Raw genomic sequence first — 18111 nt, 5'->3', positions numbered from 1 at the left:
AACAAAGCAGTGCAATGATCCGGCAGGAGGCTCGTATGGTCAGCGACGGCATAAGCTTGCTGACACCGGGTTCGATCAACCCATCGACATCACCACGTCAGTAGTCAGGTTCCGGCATGCGAGCGGCTTTGAGGCGATCTTCAGTGCCGCGTATTCGGGCGATGCGTTTTAGCCAAGGGGTGATGTCTTTCGCTCCCAAATAGGCGTCGGCATCGTCGACACCATCGAAACCGAGCGCCTTGGCATAGGCCTCGCTAATGTCCCCATATTTGGTGGAGTGTCGACTTTCTACGATGCCCCGGGGCGTCGCCTCGGCGCGTTCGAACTTCCTCACCGAGCTGATGCTGATCCCGACCGCCTGTGCAACATCGGCCATTGAACGTTTTCCGATCCAGCGCGCAAGATAGCAGCGATAATTGCGCCATCCCCCCGGCGCGTCGCCTAGACCGGCTTCTTGAGGCAAATGTTTGCCCAACACCTCCTCACGCAAAAGAATATCGCGAAATGCGCGTGACATTTTGCGTTGGCCACTTTCGATCCTCGAGATTGTCTCCCGGCTGTAGCCAGTCCGTCGTGCGAGCTTAGCCTGTGTCAAATTGCACGCTTTCCGGGCCTTTCGTAATTCAGTCTCGGGTTCGAACAGTCGCATTGAGTATAACTTTCTCTAAAATTCCGCATGCCGATGAGACCGCAGATTAATCCTGAATAAAAAAATATGTGACATTTTGCATTTTAGTCAATGCCGCCAGACTAAAATGCAGGAATGAACACATCATCGCCCCTACCAAAGCCCGCAAGCGCGGCGCTATCCGATGGACGAACGACGTTACCTCAAGGCAAGCGTACATTGTTTGATGCCGCGGCCATCGAGACGGTGGTCAATGCTCAGCGCGAGGCAGACGTCCAAGATCCTCCCCAGCGGCGCGTCCCCCTTATGGGCGTCATTCGAACGGCAGCGCCGTTAATCCTTATTCGCCGTGCCAACGGCTGGACCGACGCGCAAATCGTCGAATTCCTGCATGAGCTTGGCGTTGCAATCTCGGCAGAGACTTTGCGGGTGTACCTCAGCCGCCTGCGCCGCGAAAATCCGGAAGAACCATCCATGGAGATGGACCAGATCGCGGAGCCGGCTGACGAAATGGATCCGCATGCCGCGGCAGCCCCGTCCGATCCCGCGCCGCCAGATAAACCGCCTGAGATCGTCGAACCACCGTCTGCCCAGGATGAAGCCATCCTGACGCCGCCCCAAACTTCATCAGCGCCCAAGGCCAAGACGATTGAGACCCCGTTCAAGCCGGGCATCGATCTCGATGAAGAAATCTGATCCGAAACGAAGGAGAAATGCAAATGACGACCAGAGGCATAAGACGCCGCATTGCAGTCATCGGCGCCAAAGATAAGGGGGGCGCAGGCCTGAGCACGACGGAGACCGCGCTCGCGACCGTTTTGCGGGCCACTGGCGAAGGTCATTTCCGTGTCCAGATCGTCGACGCCGACAAGGCCAATGGCTCTCTGACTCAGCGTTTGGGCGAGCGCGATGACTCCGGCAAACTGCTCGCTGAGCAGGATCCCTATAAGGGGATTATCAAGGCTGATCTGTTCGATCGCGACGGTGCCCGCCCAATCTTTCACGCGATAGAATCAGATGCCGAATTTGTAATCATCGATACGCCGTCAGGGTCGCTCGATCGCTTCGGATCCCTGTCTGAATCGCTGACGGCCCGCGATCTTGTCGATCATATTCGTCACAATGATCGCGAGCCGATCGTTCTTGTCCCGTTTGGACCGACCGTTGCTGCTATCCGCGGCGTTGGCAAGGCGATCGATACCTTCGGCGAGGTGTCCTATGTCGGGGCGCGCTATATGGCGGGAGTGCGCGATGACGACTATCGGCTCTGGTCGTCCGATCCTCTCATCAATTTTTATGGCCGCACGGTCGGCGGCAACGTCCGTCGTAAGTTCGAAGAAGCAGGCGGTCAGGTTATCGACATGCCACCCGCCCCCATGCGGCCGTTCGCGCTGGCGGAAGCGCTGAGCCTGACATTTGCCCAGTCCGCGACTCATGTCGGAGGCGATTATGAACAATATGACCGGCTCAACATGGCATCATGGCTCAGCAAATGGGTTCGCGAGTTCCAGAAGATCGAAGACCTGCTGGGCCTCGAAGGCATCGAATGGAGGCCTTTCTGATGAAAAAGCCCCATATCGATCTGCAAACTCGGTCCTCTACCTCGGCGCGAGAGCTGCTCGAGAAATATCTGTACGGCAGCGGCGACGTCGAACTGATCCTGCGCTTCGCCGAAGAACACAACCTTGAAAAGGACAATCTCGTCTGGCTGTTGACAGGCATATTGAAGGTCGGGAGCAACCTCGTGAACGATCTGCTGAGGGCTACCCAATACACGGGAGAGGTAATTGCAGTCGCGGAAACGCAGCGGCGGACGAGTATGCAGGACGCTGAAGAATTGGCGGGTCGACTGGTAGCTCAGATTTCTACCGCCGCCAGTCAGAGCGCCGGACAACTCGACATGCGGATTGCAAAAATTGAGCGGCTGGGGCGCGACGTCAGCCAACTTGCCGCCCACTTTGCGTCGGCGCACGGGGAATTCAAGTACACGCGTGATTCATTCCAAAAATTCATCGAAACGGAAATGCGCGTATGGGCCATAGAGTTTCTCGCAAGAGCCCGCGAGCAGCTCAATCCGCAGCCCTGGAGGCTTTATACCATTAGCGCAGTCCAGACTGCGCTGATCATCGGCCTGTTAATTTGGCGATGATACTGATTGCCCACCTTGTCGCCGTGAAAAACCGTGCGCCCCAAGCCTCGGCGCATGTCGATCTGCCACCCTCAAAAAATTAACGGCGCGGTCATGTGCCATTGGAGCCTAACGCAATGAAAATGTGGTATAGACATGAGGGCAGGAGCAAAGCGTCCAAGCTCGCACTTGAAATACTTGAATATGTGAATGAGCATTTGAGGGGTTTCGAGTGGCGTCCCCGAATTACATCGATCGGTATAAGGGCAGACTGCGGTGATATTTATGACTTCGAGGTCGAGCTTGAATTCTCCCCGGGCGCATTTGTCGTTGTTCGATATGGCGATTGCGACGACACAGAACGAGGAGGGATATGCACCGACAGCGATGCGATCGGTCAGGCTATATTCGCCGTGTTTGAGGACTTTCGCAACAGAGGGATAAGTGCACTCTCCGCGATGCTTTATGACGCCCGCCATGAGGCACTGAAGACGCTTTCGACTTGGTCAGGAGGCGCAACGCATGCCGAACTGGTAAAACCGCGGCTGTTGAGAGACGAATGGTGCGGAAGACAAGAATACCTATCAGATTTAGAATTTCGAGTGCTTGATAATAAACTCGGCCCTTCTGAACTCAATATTGTTGCAGACCATCCAAGTTTGCTGAACGCGAAGCTCAAAACGCACAGAGAACTTATGGACTTAAGATTCGCCAGGAAAACCGAACTGGCGCGCCAAGGAGCGGACGGGTCGATTGACCAAATCGCAATCAATGCTATCGCGCAGCGATGTGATATCGCTGACGGAATAAGGTGGGTCGCCAATCGGACTGTTGAAGCACGTCATCCTGATTTGTACTTGTATGTCCGAGACGGACACATTGGCTGCGAAGGTTACGACGCGCAAAATTCCAATTTTCACTGGAATGGTAGCTCGCTCACGTTGTGGAATTGCACCCTTCCCGAGATCGCGATCAGCCAATTGGCGGGTCAGCCGATAACTCGCTTGATCGAGCATCCCATACTGTCCAGCGACATGATCATCACTGAAGCCAGTTCGATAGAAATTGGCGATCAACAGGCCATCCAGGTAAATTTCGACCAGCCGAAGCGACTATTTTGCAAAGTGTCCGGTCGTTCATGGTGAACATTTATATGGAAGGTTCCTACATCCAGTTTAGCATTATCCCAACAAGATCGCTGCCTTGCCGGGTGATATAGATTTCGCTTTCGACTTGTTCTGAACAGCTTCCTTGCCGAGACATCCCTCCGGAGAAAGCTGTCATGTCCTACGCGAATACAGAAGCTCCGTCATCGCGCGGACACGCTCAATTGGCCGTCGGCTCGACGACATGATAGACCACGCTCAACGGCCAGCTTGCATCTTCCCCGCGACGAGCGATCACCGAGCCAGGCCGCCCGCTCCGACGATGACCGACAACAAATGGCTTGTCAGCGCAGACGCGCCCTTTCGGTAGGCGATTTCACCCCAATCATCCCAACGGTGCACCCGCCCGGCGAGCCAGGCGAAGAGATCATCGCGCGAATTTGCATCGGCGAAGGACTGCGACCACGCGATATTGCGCGTCGGCATCCGCGCGCCAACCTTAAGTCCGGTCAACGTCACCAGGTATCGCCTTCCCAGATTTTCGCGCGCGAACAGATGGCGACGAAACCCAACCTGCTGCTCAAAAGTGTTTAGTGCCCGCTCCCGTGCCTCGGCGTCGGGCCCCGCGCTCGCACTTACCGCGGCAACAACCGCCGCCATTGGCAAGCGCTCGAATTCCGGCTCGCGCGTGGCCTGCAGCATCATGAGGACGGACCTGCCCAATGAGCTCAGCCCCCCACCGAAGAGGTCCCTCCCCGCCGATGTCTCGACCATACCGATGCTGGCGAGCCAGCACAGATGGAATCGCCAGAACATCATGTCCCCGCCGAAAACGTCGTGGTTGCTCTCCGTGCCAAACCAGCGCGCATCGATCGCGGTCATGACCCTCAGCATCAGTTCATGCTGTTCGGGTGCGAAGTGGACCGGCGGGAATCCAAGTTCTCCCTCCCAGAAGGCGTCCCTGACGCTCGCCCAATTTCGCCCAGAGGCATCCTCGTAGCCGCGCGGATTGGCTCGAAGCCACCAGCCCCATGGGAGTTCGCCGACGTGACGCTCAAAGTCAGCCACGGCCACCCCCGCGACGAGGGTCGAGGCCGAGCGGCGGCGGCGCGCCATCGCGCGCGGGCGCCGCGTCTCCTTCAGCGATTGCTCGCAGCTGAGCTGCGAGGGCGACCGTTTCCCTGACAACATATGCGTCGTCGCGATATATCCGTCCAAGCTCCGAGGACTTCGATCCGGAGGAATTCGGCCTAGCGTTTGGAATAAGATCGTAGGCATGATCGCAACTGAAGCCGAACCACCACGCATGCGAATCTTCGACCCGGTGGTCGGTTGCGTGTTCTACCGGATGGTAGACCGCCGGTCGTAATGTCACGTGGCAGATGCGGCGCGCCTCGACGGCTAACCGACGCGTCGGACTCGGCCCTTCTTCGCATAGTCTTGAATAAGTCAAACCGCCATGCACATCGATCCCGATGTCCGGCGGAACTGCGTTTGCATCCCAGCCCCAGAGAGGGTGATCCTTGGGAATGCCGACATATCCGCAGAGAAAGCCATTGTCCGTGTTACGCAACATGATGCAGTCATAGCCACTCGCCCCGTCGCGCCAGCTGATCTTGTCCGCCTCTCCGAGCCACGGACCCTTGCCATCGGGCCGCGCCGCCTGATCGTAGAATATTTCTTCCGCGGGAACGACGCGCGCGCGGGTCGCATAAGCGCGACCGGTGACGAGAACGACGCCGCCCTCTCGCGTCACATCGCCTCCCACGCCGATCAGCTTCGCCACCGCGAGTTCGGAGCCGAGGATGGGCAGCAGCGTGCCGTCCGTGGCGGGCGCAGCGGCAACCGTGGCTGCCTTTCGCATGACGGAAGTCTTGCGCTGCCCAGCGGGCACTAGCGCCTTGGACTTGGTGGTTTTAGCCATGTCTTCTCTCCAGCTTAATCTGCGGCACGGATGCTGATCGCTTCCCGCTACGCGTCATGGTGCTGCCCCCGGAGCGGTCTCAGGGTGCGTATCGTCTCCGTACGTCGGACACGCGATGATCGGTCCAAGACCCCAGGCTTCGCTGCCGAGTGGACTGCCCAGATGCGAGGGTGGGGAATGGTATCCCGACGGTGATTCATGCAATGCCATTAGTAAGATACGGAGTTACGTTATCGTTCGTTATATCAGACAACGACTAGAGTCAATCGGTCGGAGGAAGTCGTTCGTTTGACCGAACGCTCGTTGATTTCTATGGCGTTGCTCTCATGTTAGGTTGTGTCGAGGGAGGTCATGGACATGTCGTTGGCGATGAGGCTGCAGAACCTTCGCACGGCAAAGCAGCAATCGCTTCAGACAGTGGCTGACGCCATCGGCGCGTCGAAGGCGCATATCTGGGAGCTTGAGAAAGGCACCGCCACAAATCCGTCGATCGAACTTGTCCGAAAGCTCGCCAATCACTTTGAGGTATCTATCGCAAGCCTTGTCGGGGAGAAGCCGGACGAAGATAGCGATGACGAGCATTTGCTCGTCATGTACCGTGATCTGAAATCTCTCGATCCCCAAGATCGCTTGGTTCTTGGAGACATCATAAAGGGAATGCAGAAGCGTCGGTCCGGGCGGTAGCGGAGCGGGCGCTCTTAGCACTGGTTCTAATGCCCGACCCATAGCGTCGTGGTCGTCACCGGCGCCACGTCCGCAGCAAAGGAGTTCGGCGCGGTCGGCGCTTTCGTCGATTCTGCTAATGGCGGTTCTGTCAGTCGGTGTTTGGGGCGAATATTCGCATAGCGAATTCGGCTCGATCGATCGAGGATGTTCAAGAAATTGGTAAGCTAACCGCGCTAGATTCCTTCCCATGAAATGGTTTTTTGTAATCGCACTGGCGCTGACCCCGCTTTCCGCGTCCGCGCAGGACATTAGTGGTTCGGCCCGGGCGATGGACGGCGACTCTCTCAATATGGCGGGGATCGTCGTCCGCTTGCACGGTGTGGACGCCCCCGAGCTCAACCAGACTTGCGCGCGCGAGGGTCAAAGCTGGGCATGCGGGAAAGAAGCCTCGGCGAAACTGGCGCAACTGGTCAATGGTGCCGAATTGCAATGTGAGCAGCGTGATGTCGACGACTATGACCGGATCGTCGCCAGCTGCACCGCGCGGCAGATAGATCTAGGCCAAGCCATGGTCGAAGCGGGTCTTGCAGTTGCGTTGCCTCAGTTTAGCGATCGCTATCTCGGCGCCGAGGCGCGCGCCAAGTCCCTCAAACTGGGCATCTGGAGTTCCGACTTCCAACAGCCGGCTGACTATCGGGCCGCCAATCCCAGGGTTCATCGGCTTAAGCCGAAGGCATCCGCCGTGCGCCAGCCTATTGCATCGCCGGCGCCGTCCGGCGTCTTTTACCGCAATTGCAATGCGGCATGGGCAGCGGGTGCCGCACCATTATACCGCGGTCAGCCCGGATATCGGCCAGAAATGGATGGCGACGGTGACGGGGTGGCTTGCGAGCCATTTCGGCGTCGCTGAGCATTTAGGCTGGGTTGAAAGGCCTTCAGCCAAAGTTTCTGGCGCGGTGTTGCGACTTTGCGTAGGCCAAAGACATGACGATGATCGGCACGAGAATCGAAGAGACGGGAGCCTTGCTCCGCGACGCGGGCGGTTTCTCACTTCGCCGTGACCTTGGCGGCCGGTGGCGCCTCGACTTGCACCGCGTTCCGGTCGACCATATCGAAAAGCGTGTTCGCATTACGGGCATCGTGGTGGGTGAAGACCTTGTCGATGTCGACGGTGTAGCGCCTGAGAACATTGCTCCTTCACCGCTCGCCGCTGGCGCGTAGCCCCAGTGCGCCACCTGCACCGCTAGAACAAATATTTGAGGGCCTGCCCCGCCCCGACGAGGAACGAGCCGCCTACTAACGCGGTCGCGATCCAGAATGCGATAGCGAGCGCCCGATCGCGCCATTTGGGTCCGCGTTCTTGCATGGGCTCTGCATGACAGCGCGAAATATTGTAGGAAAGCGATTAATCCACGCTTGGTGGCGACAACATCCTACGGAATAGGCGACACCCCCCCAACTCACAGGTATGCGATACCGCCGACTCTGGCCGCTTGCGGCCAAGCCAGTTTCGGGCGAGAATCTCAGAAAGCGGACGTTCACGGCAAAATGCTTGAAGACGTCTGGAAGCGACCGATCTGGGGATGACCCCCTGGTGGCAGGGTTTGAATCGAACGCTAGGGTCAGGACCCATTGATTTGATGTGACGGCTGTGATTCAGGCTCGCGTTGAGGAGCCTGAAGGATGAGTGATTTGTATTGGCTGACGGACGAGCAGATGGCGCGTCTTCAGCCCTATTTTCCGAAGAGCCATGGCCGGGAGCGCGTCGATGACCGGCGGGTTTTGAGCGGCATCATCTTCGTCAATCGTAATGGGCTGAGGTGGCGGGATGCGCCGAGAGAATATGGCCCGGCAAAGACGCTCTACAATCGCTGGAAGCGGTGGAGCGACAAGGGCATCTTCATCCGCATGATGGAAGGCCTGGCCACACCTCAGGCTCCCGAACGCAAGACGATCATGATCGACGCGACCTATCTCAAAGCGCACCGCACGGCGTCGAGCCTGCGGGTAAAAAAGGGGGTCCGGGACGCCTGATCGGGCGCACGAAAGGCGGCATGAACACCAAGCTGCATGCCGTGACCGATGCGAATGGTCGTCCGATCAGCTTCTTCATGACCGCTGGGCAGGTCAGCGATTACACGGGCGCGGCCGCTTTGCTCGACAGTCTGCCCAAAGCGCAATGGATGCTCGCCGACCGGGGCTATGATGCCGACTGGTTCCGCGACGCCTTGCAGGAGAAGGGGATCACGCCCTGCATCCCGGGCCGGAAAATACGGAACAAAACCGTCAAATACGACAAGCGCCGCTACAAACGCCGCAACCGCATCGAGATCATGTTCAGTCGCCTCAAAGACTGGCGGCGCGTCGCCACACGCTACGATCGGTGCCCGAAGGCCTTCTTCTCCGCCGTCGCCCTCGCCGCCACCATCATCTTCTGGCTCTGATCAATGAGTCCTGACCCTAGTCACCTGAATCCGAAGTTCGACTCATTGCTTTTTGGCAGAATCGTTTGACGGAGGCGAGGATATCGTCGGCGGATTTGACCCACTTGTAGGGCTTGGGGTTTTCGTTGTGCGCGGCAATGAAGGCGGCAATATCAGCTTCGAGTTCCGCCGTTGATCTGTGGACAGCGCGTTGCAATTGCTTGCGCGTCAGCTCGGCGAACCAGCGCTCGACCTGATTGATCCAAGATGCCGACGTTGGCGTAAAGTGCACATGCCAGTGCGGACGACGTGCGAGCCAAGCCTTGATCCGAGGCGTCTTGTGGGTCGCATAGTTGTCCATCACAAGATGGACCTCGGGACCTTCAGGCATCGCCGCGTCGATCTGCTTGAGAAAGTCGAGGAACTCGGTCGCGCGATGCCGCTTGTAGCATTTTCCGATCACGGCCCCGGTGGCGATGTCGAGCGCGGCGAACAGCGATGTCGTGCCGTTGCGAACATAGGTATGAGTGCGCCGCTCGGGCATGCCGGGCGCCATGGGCAGGACTGGTTGCTCGCGATCAAGGGCCTGGATCTGCGATTTCTCGTCCACGCACAGCACGACCGCGCGGTTCGGAGGCGACAGGTAAAGGCCCACAATGTCTTGCACCTTGTCGACGAACAGGGGATCGCTCGACAGCTTGAAGGTCTCCGACCGGTGGGGCTGAAGACCGAATGCACCCCAAATCCGGCGGATCGTGGTATGCGATAGTCCGACCTCGGCCGCCATCGAACGGATCGACCAATGCGTGGCGTCCTTGGGCGTGGTGTTCAGCGTCCGCTCGATCACCTGGGCCACTTGCGCATCGCTCACCGTCCGCGGTCGGCCTGCCCGATATTCGTCGGTCAGCCCTTCAATCCCGGCTTGCGCAAAACGACGACGCCATTTGCCAACCGTGTGCTCGTGAACCCCGAGCCTTTCGGCAACCTCCTTACTCTGCAAACCGTCCGCGCACAGCAACACCATCCGGCAGCGGTCCGATAACGAGCGCGGCGCCTTGTGACGCCGAACCTGCGATTCCAGAAACGTGCGATCTGTCGCACTCAACTCGACAACATCTGCCTGACGACCAACCACCGCATGCCTCCTGCCAATGCAGCGGCATATACAATGAAGCTTATTTCAGTTCCAGGTGACTAGCGACAATTGCTGGCTGCGCCAATTATCATCGCTGCGCGATGAAATCGTCCATGTCGCACCGATGGGCCGACAGCAAAATTTCCACAGCTGCAAAGTAAGGTCGAAGGCGCTGTCCCCGGCCGTAACCGTGCAGCTGCTCCACTACCCTATCCTCCAGGCGAACGGCACGGTCTGGAGCGACGACGGCGACGTCGATTTCGAAGACGAAGAAGCGGTGAAGGCTGCGATCGGCGAGTATAATGATTTCGTCGAGGACAGTCAGGACGGGCTTATCTACTGCTGGCAAACTCTTGACAGGCTCATCGATCTGTTGTCGCGCATCCGGGGGCGGAGCGGCTTTCGTAGTGAAATGCTGAAAATCACGGACGACGACATTATCGACTTCAAGCCGCGCTGACCGACAGACCGAGCGGTCAACTCCGCCAGCGCTCGTACCGCCCATGAGGATCATGGAGCGCGCCCAAGCTCGGCTTGTTCTTGAGTTTCACAACCTTGGCCGCGACTTTACTCAGCTCATCGGCACCTCCGGGCTTCCACCCCTCCCGGATCGCCCAGGATTTGATCGCGTCCGGATCGAGCATGTGCCCCTTGGCGCGCAGAATGCGAAAGACACCGTCCGCATGCTCCTTATCGCGAGGGTGGAGCACATCATATGAAGTGTTGCTGATCGCAGTCACGGACTCGAGCGCCTTTACGATCACCGGATCGTCGATGAGCGGCTTGGTGGCTTCGCGCCTTGCGCCGTGAATGACCGGATTCCAGCGCTTGATCCAGTGATCGATGTCACCGTCGAACTCAGGCACGGCAACGATACCTGCAACGCCGGGTTTCCCGTCGAGCGTCTCGAGCATCGTCTCGTCGGCATAGAAAGCCACGACTACGCTGTTGTGGGCCGAATAGCCGAGGGTGCGCAGCGTGGCGTGGCGAAGGGTGATGCCGTCATCAAGATTGAACTTCATTCCCTTCGAAAGGGCCTTCGATGCGCCCGACCCTAGGTGGCCGGCAAGCGAGGTATGGTCGAGCTGGTGCTTCGTATGGGTCAGCAACACGATGTCGGTCGCGCGCGGCGATGTCTCGCCCGCAATCTTTTTCGCGTAGGCCGCCGCAAGCTGCCACGACGTAACGTCCATTGAATCCACGGGGACTACCACTCGGAACATATCAGCCATTTCCTCTTTCCAGATTCTGCCGAGGCGCCCGCCGCGGCATAGTTTTACATGTTCTTTTCAAAATCATCTGGCGACACGCCCTTTAGTTCCGCAGCTGAAGCCTTCGCAGCATAGAGCACGCGGGCAGCCTCTTTGTCTCCCGCGTTCGCGGCTGTGATCAGTTCGGCGAGCGGCGAATATGGCTGATCATATTGTCCCTTCTCGAGCAGGTTAAGCACCCGGGTCGCGGCCCAGATCCAGCGCTCGGCGTCAATTCGCTCGATCGACTCAGGCGTCGATGTGATGGCGAATTGGGCGTCGGTATCGACATAGAGCCCCGATTGCCGGATTTTTTCGAGTTGTCCTTGGTGCACCGCATCGGCGACCTTCGTCAGCCAGCGTTGCTCGATCCCGAAAACCGCCTTTTGTTCATTCGACAGCCGGTCAAGCTGTGGCAGGAGATCCGCGCGAAGCTCGTCGCGCAGCTCTGAACTCATCGGAGGCAAGGGGTCCTTGTTGCCGGGTTTGAGACCGAGTGCCGCAAATCGCGCTGCGATCTTGTCATTCACGGCACCCATATCGATCTGATATTTTTGCGTGAACGACGCTTGCAGCACAAAGAAGGCCATGAAGTGGCGATAGCTATGCTGGCTCCGGGCACCTCTCGGCTTTTCCCAGCCGTTTTCGATGATGTGGCCTTTGCCGGCCTCCTCGAACGCAAGGATCGCGAGACTGATTGCCGAGCCAGCACTGCCGCCATTCTGCAGCAGCCTGGCATCCGCCAGTAGCCTAGTAACGTTGACGACCACCGCTTCTAGCGCCGCGGATTTCGCCTTGTTTGCATCTACAGTCATGTTCCCCCAACTCAATCCCCGCCGAGACCGTTCAAGTCCCTTCCCTTAAAAAGCGATCTATTTCCGTTAGCAGTGCCGCACAAATTGCCGTCTGACTTCTCAATTGCAACAGCAGCCGGTTCCAAGTCGCGTCAGTTTCATCGGATGACCAATCCGCGGAGAAGATCAGGCATTTACAGGTCGCGCGGACGCCCCACGCCGGCGCAACGCGTTAGGGTAGTCAAAACTCGACACGATATAGCCAGGCACGCGCCAGGTCAGTGCCCGTTTTGGACGAATAGCCCTCGCTGAAAGGGAAAATGATACGTGCGCCGAGAGGACTACCCTCAAAGATGTGGTATAGCGTAAAGCCAAGCACCTGCGCCTTCGTGCCCAATGGGCACAGCATCAAGCTGGTGTCGCGGTTTCGAGCCAGTCTTTGCTCAATGATCTCTCCCACCACGGACGCCGTCCCGAACGGATCATTTGCAGGTGCGAATGAACGATTTGTCTCGGAAAAATTGGGGTCGCCGAGCTCGTCTGCCGCCTGACGCGATCTCAGCACGCTCTCCTGATACATGTCGGCTCGAAGCGACGGCAATCCGAACACTTGGTGTTTCCCTGCCTTGTCCTTGTTCTCAGCAACTGCAGCCAGCAGACGATCGTCGTATCCCATGCCTATTACTAGGAAATCCTCTCCGCCACGCACGCTCGAAGAGCCTTCCAATCCTCGGATGGGACGCACTTCGAGAATAGACCCGGTCGAGAACGGGGTTTTCTCCTTTAACGCGTAGTGCTTAGGCTCGGCGTAGAGCATGTCGACGACACGAATACCCAGCCGCTTCAAGTAGAGTGTGATAAACATCAGATGGGGTCGGAGAATCCCTGTGATGTCGATGCAAAGCCTAGTCCTCGAAACGTCTAGCTTCCCACTGGTGAGCAAACCATCAATCAGAGCTTTGCAGTAAATCGCCTCGTCAGAGCTAGGGAGTTGGAACTTCTGACCGGTTGGCAACTCGTCCTCGGACAGCCCGTATTCTTGATGAATGAGCCAAATCTTCTCAGACGCCGAAATACGATCGAAGACCTCGACCGTCCGTTCGCCGAGATTGAACGCGGAGAGGAACAGGTCGTAGGTGTCAGTCGCCCGCCAGCCGCGGGCGCCAAAGATTTCCTCGCGTAGGTAAAGTCCGTAATCGTGTACCATGCGCTCAGTCGCTGAACAGGTCGTTTTGGATGTCGTCGGCATCGCCGTTGGCGAAATCCTTGGACGCCCGGCGCGCTCGATCGAAGGGGGCATTCATCCGGCTTACCCAGTCAGCCTTCACGTTCTCGAATGCCTCGCTCATCTCCGGATCAAAGATCGCGTTCAACTCCGCCTCGCTCAGCGGCTTGATGCCTCTTCGTCCGGTGGCAAGTCCCCACTTGGGAACCAACATTCTATTAAGCTGAAACTTACCCGTTACCTGCTCAGAATTCCGTTCAGACTGTCCGCCCAGAATCTCGACGAGAAACGAATGATCGAGAGCGAGCCGCAGGTTCCTTTGGGATGTTTCTGATCCGATCCGTGCGCTCACGCTAAAGCCGATAAGGGAGCATTCGATGGGATTGTCTGCAAATCTGTTGATCCGGAAGAGTTCCGCCAGCCGATCTACGGCGATTAGGATCGCTTGTCCCTCGTTACCGGCCTTTCTCATGTTGTTGTAGAACCAGTCCGCTGCGGCCAGCGCTCCTTTGCTTTCGGCATCAAGACTGATGCTGCCCGCCTCGAATGGGCGCTCACCCTGGAAGGTGGCCCAGTCAAAAGTCTGCTTCAGCAAGGTGATAAGCGCCCGGGGCTGGCCTTCTGACATGCGGGTGAACTCGTCGAGTCCGCCGTAATTATGCCTGAAGGACGCATCCCTAAACATTTGGGCGATAAGGTCTGACTTGTAATGATCAAGCTTTTGCCGATAACGCCCAGCGGCCTTCGAGGTGACAAACGCCGCGCAGTCAGTCTTAACAGACATAGCCGTCTGTTTGAGGTCCAGACCTCTCGCCCAAGCATTAAATATGAGGAACGTGTTCAGTTTCTCTAGAAGCGGCGCTTCGGGAACTGCAATCGCGTTTGTGATCTCGGCGATGTCCTCGTCATTCCGGACGCTGCCGACGCCTCCGCGTGGGATCCGTGCCGCAAGTGCGCTCCGGAGACGAAATATATGCGGCCTTTCTGAGGACGGCGCGCCCTTTACTAGCTTCTGGAAGAAAGGGTCGAAGGGATCGCGCTTGGGCTCTTCGAACCAATCCGTGAGACGGCGGCCACGGCCAGCGAGCCCAGTAGAGGAATGCGGCCAGAAGTTTTGAAGACGGCGTTCGACCAGTAACGCCACGAGATCCCTGTATGTCTTTTCGTTGCGCCGGAACCTGAGATCGAGCCGTAACTCCTCAAACTCAGAGTCCCGAATGTTCTCTTCTCCCGCACTCATCGTCGCGTAGGTCTTAATCCCGAACTGCCGTGCACCGATCTTGAGCGTGGCCGGCCCGCGGCGATCCCGTACCAGCGTATTCACGTGCTTTTGCTGGGCCTCCGTCAGATTCTCAAGCTCATCGAGCTGATAGGCGAAGATGAAGCCGCCCAGATCGCTGGAGCAATTCTGAAAGGCTTGGGGAATGCCGAAGATTAGCTTGCCGCGACTGGCTGTGACATTCGGGACCAGCTCGCCAGTAAACGCCGCGTTGTTGACTTGATAGTCTAACTCGCGCCTGCGTCGTTCAAGTTCGTTGATCAAAGCTCCAACGCCATTGGCGGGGGGCGGATCGGAATCGAAGAGAAGGCCCACTGCTGCACAAAGCCTCGGCTCGATGTGATTTCGTGCCTCGCCGTCCAGTAAATCGTCTATTGCCGCGAGCGCCGCAATCCCGAGTGAAAGCTCAAGATAGTAAGAGAACACCTCAAGCCAAGCCTCCTCGGATTGGCCCTTGCCTTGAAACCGGCCCGTCTCGAGTCCACTGCAGAGGGTGTAAATACCTACGTAGCCGTCAGCACGGGCACCTGCGAGCGACCTCAGTTTCTCCCTTTCGAACCGCTTTTTTTGCAATGCGAAGGATGCGTAGCGCATGAGATGCGTCTTTCCGCTCCCCTTGCTGCCCAGGATGAACGTCGGCATGGGCGATGCGAACCTACCAGCACTGAACAGAGAGTCCGGGCTATCGGGCGGTGCAATATCCACCCAAAGCTCCTGGATTTGATCGTCGCTAAGGTCGTTGGCCTTTGTAAGGCTGAACGGATTGCTTGGTGTTACACCGGACATTACCAGAAAACCTTCGGATATCTTCGAAAGATAGGTCGCCAGGGTCGAGAACCGGTGTGGTCGCACCAAAATATTGGGAGACTGTTGTCCGGCGTATTATGCGCGAAACCAATGTAGAGTTGGCCGTCCTCCCAACCGAGCGGGTGCGCGGGCACCAGTTCGCCGCCGTAGCGTCGGCAGGTGGCTTCGGTCGGCAACCGAAGCTGAGCGATCTTTGGCTCAACATAAAGGCGGGAATCCGTTGCGAAGGCCCGGAATGTGGGGTCAAGTTCGACGACCGGATAGACTTCGTCGAACGCTGAGTGAGTGCGTAGATGTTCTATACCATTCGATAGCCCGAAAATCGGATAGTAGTACGTCTTCACGTCCGGGCTGACGCTCTTTAGGGGTTTTACGACCCGATCAGAATACTCCTTGGATTGATGTCCCGAACCGCAGAGATCGTCGATAAATACGTAGCGGGTTATGTCGGTGTTTTGGACCATCAGGCTGCCACCGGATCCAAGGGCCGATAGATCAAATATGTCCGAACCGTGCAAGAAGAGATCCTTAGGTAGGGAGTTCTCCTGCCGGAAGTAGTAAAGCAGCAGGGCGCTGCTCTCCGACGGGTTGCCAAGCGACACGAAGCGCGTGCGCCGCAGCTCGGCCTCTACCATGCTGCCAACCGTGCTCAAGGTGATCGAGGATGACAGGCTCGAGCGCACCTCCTTCGCGACTTGTGGCCGAAAGGTGTCGCGGAAGAGAGAGCGGAGCAGTGCTCGAATTTCGTTCACCCCGAAGTACATGAAACTCGAAAGTAGCCGGAGAGCCTGCAGCTGCTCGTCAGCATCGGGATCATCGTTCTCCTCGAACTGGTCGAGCCAGTCGAGTACTTCCGGCCAGTCGGCCCTTCGCTCCCAAATGGAGCTGTGCAGCGTCTTGATCTTCGACTGCAGTTCATCAGTGACGGGATCATGACGAGGACTGCTACGCACCGACGCGCACCCGCTTTAGGAGGAAGACCGACTCCTGCTGAATCACTCCCGCAGTGCGGTTGCGCTTCGTCATCAGGCCCCGCGAGTCTATTGAATCGATGAGATGAAGTTGGGTGGTGAAACCGAGACTCTCCGCTATCTGTTGCAGGAAGAGCGGCGTCGGAAACTCCAGGCCGGCGACAAGGTTCGGCCCGACCACGAGAACCAGACTACCATCATGCGTCATCGTGCGCGAAAGCTCCGCCAATGCTTCTCGCATCTCCAGCAGGTACCGTTGTGCGATCCGTGCGCGAAGCGGATTGCGCTCGACGATCTTATCCAGCAGGGAATCTGCCTCGGCGACGCCAGTGCCCGCAGGCTCGAGCATCTCATCAGCGGCGAGGTGTTCGCGACCAATGGATCGCCGCTCGATGGGGCGCAACTTGCAATCCGGAGTTAGGCCGAGCCACCCCAGCGAAAGGCTCGACGCCCGGACGTATTTTTGGGCCCCAACGTAGGGCGGTGACGTGATGGCGAAGCCCACGGTGCCGTCTGCGAGGCCTAGCGACCGCGCATCGGAGAAAAGCTCCGGCTGATCGGCTGCGAACCCTTGCCCGAGTTCGGGGCACCGTTGAATGTTCTGGCTAGCGATACTCCAGAATGTCGCGCCCACATCGATGTCCGCGAGCCGCCCAAGACGGCGGATGACCTCGTCGCCCTTCGCCCCGTATCTCGCACTTCTATCGGGATTGATCTTAACTGGGACGGACAATCGCGGATCCGCATAACTGACGCGCCTTACCGTCGCGGAGAAGCTGACATCGAAGACCGGCCGATGCCGAGCAGGTACAGTCCGCTCAATCGCCGTCTTCAACCGACCCAAGCAGTCGGAGATTCTCTCCGAGAACCAATATTGGCGGTTCACAACATCCGGAATCGTCGGCAGCGCCGAAGGATATGATGCCATCACCTCGTCGAGTTGCAGTTGAGCAGCCTCCCGATCCACAGACGTGAGCTTGGCTTTCGTGATCAGCCGCGCCAAAGGATTGGAGTCAGATCCTATCGGACGCAGACCGGCCAGCGCCCCCTCGTAAAGCACAGTCCCGGAGCCGCAAAATGGGTCGAGCAGCACGCTGCCGGCCACACTTGGTAGCGCGTCGATAAAAAACTTCGGGATGTTTACGAGCAGTTTTGCGGGATAAGGGTGGATCGCGTGAGCGCTTTTATTCGTGCTTCCATCCGTAGTTACGAGTTGCCGGAAGTTGACCTCAACTGCTGATCCCTCAGATTCGAAGCGCGCGATCAAGTCAAAAAGACTGCTCTCAGCCGCTCCCTTCCGCTCCAGTTGTTTCACACTCATCGACACGAAGTATTCCCCATCACACACGGGATAAGCATTGAGGCATTTTTCGCAACCGCTCAATCGGATTGGGGGTGGCGCATTCCCGATCGAGGGCCCTCAAGGCAAACGGCTGCTCTAGGGCGCGTCGGCTGATGTGCTGGATGGCGAACATAGGCGCAAAGCGGTCGGTTCACACTATCTATGGCGGCTGAGACATGGTCCATTTAGATGGTCCATTTGCCCGGACCTTACCTCGTTGACATAATAGTTATACCATTGCTATATAACGAATATTAGAAACTCCGCCCCCTCCCGTAGGGATCACCACGCTAGAGCGCGCGGTCGGCGCGACATTATCCGCACTTTGGCGTTTGAGACTGCACGGTTCTGCCTGACTGCTAAGACGCCTTAGCCGATGTCGGTCCACTTAACGCGCGGCCGCGACAGATACCGATCGGTGATCGCCGCGTCC

Annotated in this window: 19 protein-coding genes; 9 read left to right on the top strand and 10 right to left on the bottom strand. The window is 57.8% G+C overall.

Annotated features, from left to right (window positions below; all coding sequences use genetic code 11):
• Positions 1–97: 97 nt before the first annotated feature.
• On the bottom strand, positions 98–649 hold the full coding sequence (locus tag CD928_RS19085; protein WP_082665166.1) for a helix-turn-helix transcriptional regulator: 552 nt from the start codon (positions 647–649) through the stop codon (positions 98–100).
• Between the two features lie 198 nt (positions 650–847).
• On the opposite strand from CD928_RS19085, the gene CD928_RS19080 reads away from it, so the two are divergent.
• From CD928_RS19080 to CD928_RS23130, 4 genes are all read left to right on the top strand, one after another.
• The gene (locus CD928_RS19080) at positions 848–1324 is read left to right on the top strand and encodes a hypothetical protein (RefSeq protein WP_095388653.1); all 477 of its coding nucleotides are present in this window, start codon (positions 848–850) and stop codon (positions 1322–1324) included.
• A 23-nt stretch (positions 1325–1347) separates the two neighbouring features.
• Complete coding sequence (locus tag CD928_RS19075) at positions 1348–2190, top strand: hypothetical protein (RefSeq protein ID WP_095388652.1); 843 nt, start codon at positions 1348–1350, stop codon at positions 2188–2190.
• Positions 2190–2777 carry a hypothetical protein gene (locus CD928_RS19070; protein ID WP_141237203.1) on the top strand — a complete coding sequence of 196 codons (588 nt, stop codon included), beginning with the start codon at positions 2190–2192 and terminating at the stop codon, positions 2775–2777. Before CD928_RS19075 ends, CD928_RS19070 begins: the two co-directional genes overlap by 1 nt.
• 116 nt (positions 2778–2893) lie before the next feature.
• Positions 2894–3901, top strand: a complete 1008-nt coding sequence (locus CD928_RS23130) for a hypothetical protein (protein ID WP_141237202.1) — start codon at positions 2894–2896, stop codon at positions 3899–3901.
• A gap of 255 nt (positions 3902–4156) precedes the next feature.
• Here CD928_RS23130 and CD928_RS19065 read toward each other — a convergent pair whose 3' ends face one another.
• Entirely contained in the window at positions 4157–4930 is a 774-nt protein-coding gene (locus tag CD928_RS19065; protein ID WP_255247248.1) for a hypothetical protein, read from the bottom strand.
• A complete protein-coding gene (locus tag CD928_RS19060) occupies positions 4923–5786 on the bottom strand; it encodes a hypothetical protein (RefSeq protein WP_095388649.1) in 864 nt (287 codons plus the stop codon). Before CD928_RS19060 ends, CD928_RS19065 begins: the two co-directional genes overlap by 8 nt.
• A 351-nt stretch (positions 5787–6137) precedes the next feature.
• On the opposite strand from CD928_RS19060, the gene CD928_RS19055 reads away from it, so the two are divergent.
• The 4 genes from CD928_RS19055 (at position 6138) to CD928_RS19040 (ending at position 8896) form a co-directional block, all read left to right on the top strand.
• Complete coding sequence (locus CD928_RS19055; protein WP_095388648.1) at positions 6138–6470, top strand: helix-turn-helix domain-containing protein; 333 nt, start codon at positions 6138–6140, stop codon at positions 6468–6470.
• 229 nt (positions 6471–6699) lie between these two features.
• On the top strand, positions 6700–7362 hold the full coding sequence (locus tag CD928_RS19050; RefSeq protein WP_095388647.1) for a thermonuclease family protein: 663 nt from the start codon (positions 6700–6702) through the stop codon (positions 7360–7362).
• A gap of 74 nt (positions 7363–7436) precedes the next feature.
• Entirely contained in the window at positions 7437–7673 is a 237-nt protein-coding gene (locus CD928_RS19045) for a DUF5818 domain-containing protein (protein WP_095388646.1), read from the top strand.
• Positions 7674–8135: 462 nt separating this feature from the next.
• Positions 8136–8896, top strand: a protein-coding gene (locus CD928_RS19040) for an IS5 family transposase (RefSeq protein ID WP_095388645.1) whose coding sequence is annotated in 2 segments (ribosomal slippage) — positions 8136–8460 and positions 8460–8896 — 762 coding nt in all. Because the reading frame shifts where the segments join, the coding sequence is not laid out codon by codon here.
• Positions 8897–8912: 16 nt separating this feature from the next.
• Here CD928_RS19040 and CD928_RS19035 read toward each other — a convergent pair.
• A complete protein-coding gene (locus CD928_RS19035) occupies positions 8913–10010 on the bottom strand; it encodes an IS630 family transposase (protein WP_095388644.1) in 1098 nt (365 codons plus the stop codon).
• A 55-nt stretch (positions 10011–10065) separates the two neighbouring features.
• On the opposite strand from CD928_RS19035, the gene CD928_RS19030 reads away from it, so the two are divergent.
• Positions 10066–10470 (top strand): hypothetical protein, encoded by a 405-nt coding sequence (locus tag CD928_RS19030; RefSeq protein ID WP_141237201.1) that lies wholly within the window; start codon positions 10066–10068, stop codon positions 10468–10470.
• A 16-nt stretch (positions 10471–10486) separates the two neighbouring features.
• Here the strand turns inward: CD928_RS19030 and CD928_RS19025 are convergent, their stop codons facing one another.
• The 6 genes from CD928_RS19025 to CD928_RS19000 form a co-directional block, all read right to left on the bottom strand.
• Entirely contained in the window at positions 10487–11242 is a 756-nt protein-coding gene (locus CD928_RS19025; RefSeq protein ID WP_141237200.1) for a DUF1889 family protein, read from the bottom strand.
• A gap of 44 nt (positions 11243–11286) precedes the next feature.
• Entirely contained in the window at positions 11287–12075 is a 789-nt protein-coding gene (locus CD928_RS19020) for an AbiV family abortive infection protein (protein WP_095388641.1), read from the bottom strand.
• A gap of 220 nt (positions 12076–12295) precedes the next feature.
• Entirely contained in the window at positions 12296–13261 is a 966-nt protein-coding gene (locus CD928_RS19015) for a hypothetical protein (protein WP_095388640.1), read from the bottom strand.
• A gap of 4 nt (positions 13262–13265) precedes the next feature.
• The gene (locus CD928_RS19010; protein WP_095388639.1) at positions 13266–15344 is read right to left on the bottom strand and encodes a hypothetical protein; all 2079 of its coding nucleotides are present in this window, start codon (positions 15342–15344) and stop codon (positions 13266–13268) included.
• Positions 15344–16318, bottom strand: coding sequence for a hypothetical protein (locus tag CD928_RS19005; protein ID WP_095388638.1), 975 nt, complete (start codon positions 16316–16318; stop codon positions 15344–15346). The genes CD928_RS19010 and CD928_RS19005 overlap by 1 nt, the downstream gene beginning before the upstream one ends.
• A complete protein-coding gene (locus CD928_RS19000) occupies positions 16311–17657 on the bottom strand; it encodes a hypothetical protein (RefSeq protein ID WP_255247253.1) in 1347 nt (448 codons plus the stop codon). Before CD928_RS19000 ends, CD928_RS19005 begins: the two co-directional genes overlap by 8 nt.
• Positions 17658–18111: the final 454 nt, after the last annotated feature.

The organism is Sphingopyxis sp. GW247-27LB, assembly GCF_002277025.1.
Classification (GTDB): Bacteria; Pseudomonadota; Alphaproteobacteria; order Sphingomonadales; family Sphingomonadaceae; genus Sphingopyxis.
This window is presented reverse-complemented; position numbering and strand designations above follow the sequence as displayed.

Coding starts and splice junctions, on each gene's coding strand:
- CD928_RS19075 (WP_095388652.1), top strand. CDS start 1,348: ATGACGACCAGAGGCATAAGACGCCGCATTGCAGTCATCGGCGCCAAA.
- CD928_RS19010 (WP_095388639.1), bottom strand. CDS start 15,344: ATGTCCGGTGTAACACCAAGCAATCCGTTCAGCCTTACAAAGGCCAAC.
- CD928_RS19020 (WP_095388641.1), bottom strand. CDS start 12,075: ATGACTGTAGATGCAAACAAGGCGAAATCCGCGGCGCTAGAAGCGGTG.
- CD928_RS23130 (WP_141237202.1), top strand. CDS start 2,894: ATGAAAATGTGGTATAGACATGAGGGCAGGAGCAAAGCGTCCAAGCTC.
- CD928_RS19045 (WP_095388646.1), top strand. CDS start 7,437: ATGACGATGATCGGCACGAGAATCGAAGAGACGGGAGCCTTGCTCCGC.
- CD928_RS19000 (WP_255247253.1), bottom strand. CDS start 17,657: ATGAGTGTGAAACAACTGGAGCGGAAGGGAGCGGCTGAGAGCAGTCTT.
- CD928_RS19015 (WP_095388640.1), bottom strand. CDS start 13,261: ATGGTACACGATTACGGACTTTACCTACGCGAGGAAATCTTTGGCGCC.
- CD928_RS19060 (WP_095388649.1), bottom strand. CDS start 5,786: ATGGCTAAAACCACCAAGTCCAAGGCGCTAGTGCCCGCTGGGCAGCGC.
- CD928_RS19085 (WP_082665166.1), bottom strand. CDS start 649: ATGCGACTGTTCGAACCCGAGACTGAATTACGAAAGGCCCGGAAAGCG.
- CD928_RS19050 (WP_095388647.1), top strand. CDS start 6,700: ATGAAATGGTTTTTTGTAATCGCACTGGCGCTGACCCCGCTTTCCGCG.
- CD928_RS19025 (WP_141237200.1), bottom strand. CDS start 11,242: ATGGCTGATATGTTCCGAGTGGTAGTCCCCGTGGATTCAATGGACGTT.
- CD928_RS19055 (WP_095388648.1), top strand. CDS start 6,138: ATGGACATGTCGTTGGCGATGAGGCTGCAGAACCTTCGCACGGCAAAG.
- CD928_RS19070 (WP_141237203.1), top strand. CDS start 2,190: ATGAAAAAGCCCCATATCGATCTGCAAACTCGGTCCTCTACCTCGGCG.